The sequence below is a fragment of the Mesorhizobium sp. M2E.F.Ca.ET.209.01.1.1 genome (assembly GCF_004010375.2).
GTDB lineage: Bacteria > Pseudomonadota > Alphaproteobacteria > Rhizobiales > Rhizobiaceae > Mesorhizobium.
The window spans coordinates 1-341 of the sequence record NZ_SADP02000617.1 but is presented as its reverse complement, the minus strand read 5'-3'; the positions used below and the strand labels follow the sequence as shown (position 1 = coordinate 341).

The 341-nt window shown below is 68.9% G+C and carries 1 protein-coding gene; it reads right to left on the bottom strand.

All coding sequences use genetic code 11. From position 1 onward, the window contains the following. Nucleotides 1-29 precede the first annotated feature (29 nt). Nucleotides 30-341: FAD-dependent oxidoreductase (locus tag EN852_RS37160; protein ID WP_135879786.1), on the bottom strand; the 312-nt coding region annotated here is incomplete at its 5' end.

Sequence of the window (341 nt, the reverse complement as noted above, 5' to 3'; positions counted from 1 at the left end):
GAAAAATGTCAGTCGCTTGGCGCGCTGGCTCAGCCGAAACGCGCAGGAGCAAAATCGGCGGCCGATTGCACGTCCTGGCCAGCGATGAAGCGGGCGACCCAGCGGGCCGTCGCCGGGGCGAGCGTCAATCCCAGATGGCCGTGGCCGAAGGCGTAGATCACATTCGGTGACTTTGCCGAAGGCCCGATCACGGGTCGCGAGTCCGGCAGCGACGGCCGGAAGCCCAGCCATTGCGAGGAGGGCTGGCCGAGATCGGGAAAGAACTGCCGCACGCCGCGATCGAGCAGCGCCAGCCGGCGCGGGTTGGGCGGCGCCTTGAGGCCGCCCAACTCGACGGTGCC